Origin of the sequence: Clostridium sp. SM-530-WT-3G (assembly GCF_012843905.1) — a bacterium.
Classification (GTDB): domain Bacteria; phylum Bacillota; class Clostridia; order Clostridiales; family Clostridiaceae; genus Clostridium.
Genome location: NZ_JABAGC010000078.1, coordinates 1 through 3344 on the forward strand (window position 1 = coordinate 1; position 3344 = coordinate 3344).

Consider the following 3344-nt stretch of genomic DNA (forward strand, 5'->3'; position numbering starts at 1 on the left):
GCAGGTATCGTATATCGGTAATACTCCAGCCTTCCAAGCTGGCAAGGTGGGTTCGATTCCCACTACCTGCTCCATTAACAACTGATATTATCAGTTGTTTTTTTTGTTTATACAAAAAAATAAAAAATAAGAACACTGAATTAGAAATTATTCGGCATAATAATTAAAAAGGCCTTTAGGCGAGTAAATGTGTAGATCTAAATGTCATAAATAGTAGAATTAAATAAAAAATTAAAAAAAATTTAAAATATGTGTTGACATTGTTTTAAATATACGATACAATAATCAACGTTGCAGGAACAAAATGCAATATGCGTTTTTAGCTCAGCTGGATAGAGCAACGCCCTTCTAAGGCGTGGGCCAGGGGTTCGAATCCCTTAAAACGCACCACTTTTATGGTGAACGTAGTTCAGTTGGTAGAGCGCCAGTTTGTGGCACTGGTTGTCGTGGGTTCGAGTCCCATCGTTCACCCCATTTTGGGATGTCGCCAAGCGGTAAGGCAACGGACTTTGACTCCGTTATGCGTAGGTTCGAATCCTGCCATCCCAGCCATTTAAACATGGTTCACTAGCTCAGTCGGTAGAGCACATGACTTTTAATCATGGTGTCCCGGGTTCGATTCCCGGGTGAGCCACCAAATATTTGGAGATCCCCAATTCGTTAGAGATAATGAACTGGGGATTTTGGTTTTAGAAAAATATATATGATATTAAAAACTCCTAGCAGTACTTTAAAATTTTAATACTGCTAGGAGTTTTTTTATTAAATTTCATTATATCTGTATTATTTGCAAAGATTATCTTAATAATAACTATGAGAATTTATATTATGAAATCAATAACGTTAGAAAGATTTATGTAATTATTCAATTTAATATGTTTCTAATATAAATTAAATAATTTGTAAAGGAGCAGTTTTATGAAAAAAGTATGGAAGAAAACATTTATGAGTTTTATTGCTGCAATTTTATGCTCATTTCAATTTGTACAAAATACAGCAGTATATGGAGTGACTAAAACTACAAGTGAGTGCAGGCAAATACGTATTCAGGATGATTTTTATGGAGCTGTAAATAAAGAATGGTTTGACAGTGTGAAACTCGAAGAAGGATGTGTTTCTTATGGAGCTTTTGAAGAACTGTGTGGAAAAGTAAATGGAGATATATTAAATATAATATTAGATATAAAAGACAATAGAGAATGTTATGCAGAAAACAGTGATGAATTAAAATTTTTAAATCTATATGAAAATTTTATGAATAAGAAAGAGAGAAACAGAAGAGGAATAGAGCCTATAGATAGTTATTTATGTAGAGTTGATAATATTGAAAACATTGAGGATTTTAGAGAAGTAATAGGACAACAGGATTTTTCATATTTTCAGACATTGATTAATTTTGGTGTAGGGGCAGATTGTAAAAATAGTAAAATGAATATTTTATATATAGGCCCAAGCTGCCTGGGTTTAGGAAATTCCTTGTATTATAAAGATAACTCAAAAGATAGTCAAAAAATTAAAAATGCATATATAAATTATATAGAAAGACTTCATTTTCTTTCTGGGGAAGATAAAAAAATTGCTAAAGATAATGCAAAAGATTTTTTTGAGTTTGAATGCAAAATAGCAGAAGATATTCCTACTTATGAAGAAGAAGCAAAGGATAAGAATAGAATAGAGAAATCTTATAACGTATATACATTAGATAAATTAGAAAATGAAGCACCTAATGTGGAATTTACAAATTTATTATGTAAATTCAATGTAGAAAATGCTAATAAGATAGTAGTAGATAATCCAAATAATATTAATAAGATAAACAGCTTGATGTGTAATGATAATATAGGGCAACTTAAAAATTTCTTGAAGACAACTATATTAATGAATACTGATAATATTCTGACTATGAAATTTAGAGAAGCGGGTTCTGGTATGAAAAAAATACTATATGGTGGAGATATTCCAGAATTAGATGAATGTAGTGGGATTAAATTTGCAAGTAGCCAATTGAATGGAATTGTGAGCAGATTATATATAAATAGATATTTTAATAAAGAAAGTAAGGAAGATGTTGAAAATCTTGTTTGTGAGATTGTAGAAAATTTTGATGACAGATTAGAAAAAAATGAATGGATGAGTGAAAAAACCAAAGAACAAGCTATAAGTAAACTTAATAACATAAATGTAAAAGTAGGATATCCAAATGAATGGAAAGATTATAGTAGTGTTAATATAAGAAGTTATGAAGAGGGAGGGTCATTAGTAGAAAATATAATAAATATATATGTGGATCAATGCAACAAGCAGTTTTCAAAATTAAATAATCCTGTAGATAAAAGTGAATGGAATATGGCAGCTTTTACTGTGAATGCTTATTATAGTCCTTTAAATAATGAAATAGTATTTCCAGCAGCAATATTGCAGGAACCATTTTATAGTCAATATTATAGCAAAGAGAAAAATTTAGGTGGAATAGGTGCTGTTATAGGGCATGAGCTAACTCATGCATTTGATAATACTGGTGCAAAATTTAATAAAGAAGGTATGCTTGAAAATTGGTGGACACCAAAAGATTATGAAGAATTCATTAATAGAAGTCAGAAGGTTATAAATTATTATTCTAATATTGAAGTTGATGAAGGTAAGTATGTAAATGGCTTTTTAACAGTTGGAGAAAATATAAGTGATTTAGGGGGAGTTGCATGCGTTTTAGATATAGCTAAAAAATGCGATGATTCTAATTTAAAAGAGCTTTTTGAAAATTACGCTACAATTTGGAGAGAGATTTCAACAAAAGAATTGAAGGATTTTCTTTTAAAAAATGATCCACATTCACCTAAAAAGGTTAGAGTGAATGGCGTATTATCGCAATTTGAAGAATTTTATGAAACTTATGATGTGAAAAAAGGAGATAAAATGTATATAAATCCAGAAGATAGATTGATAATCTGGTGATAAAAATTGGAGAAAATGTAGGTTTAAAGGATGTTAAAGCCTTTAAACCTATCCAAGTGTATCTATATGTAAAAAAGTAAGAAAATAAAAAAAAAATAGAGAATAATAAGAATAAATATGTTTTAATGTGGATAATATATACGTGCAAGAATTATGTTATGATAGAATAATCCTTGTCGCTGCGAGGGGAACGAAGTAAACACAACAAACTTGAAAAAAAGTTTTGAAAAAAAGTGTTGACAGGAAAACAAAGCAGTGGTAAGATAAATGAGTCGCTTGAGTGCGACAAGATCTTTGAAAATTGAACAGAATAAGATAAATACATTTAAGTAAACCAGCAATTCTTTATTTTGAGTAAGCTAAGATTAAACTTTTTATTGAGAGTTTGATCC

At 29.8% G+C, this 3344-nt stretch carries 1 protein-coding gene and 5 tRNA genes; all 6 read left to right on the forward strand.

Annotated features, from left to right (window positions below):
- Positions 1 to 74: transfer RNA gene (locus HF850_RS15220), tRNA-Gly, on the forward strand.
- A 239-nt stretch (positions 75 to 313) separates the two neighbouring features.
- A tRNA-Arg gene (locus HF850_RS15225) sits at positions 314 to 390 on the forward strand.
- 8 nt (positions 391 to 398) lie between these two features.
- A tRNA-His gene (locus tag HF850_RS15230) sits at positions 399 to 474 on the forward strand.
- 3 nt (positions 475 to 477) lie between these two features.
- Positions 478 to 552 (forward strand) — tRNA-Gln (locus HF850_RS15235).
- A gap of 9 nt (positions 553 to 561) precedes the next feature.
- Positions 562 to 637, forward strand: a tRNA-Lys gene (locus HF850_RS15240).
- Positions 638 to 918: 281 nt separating this feature from the next.
- A complete protein-coding gene (locus tag HF850_RS15245) occupies positions 919 to 2952 on the forward strand; it encodes a M13 family metallopeptidase (RefSeq protein WP_169106265.1) in 2034 nt (677 codons plus the stop codon).
- Positions 2953 to 3344 lie beyond the last annotated feature (392 nt).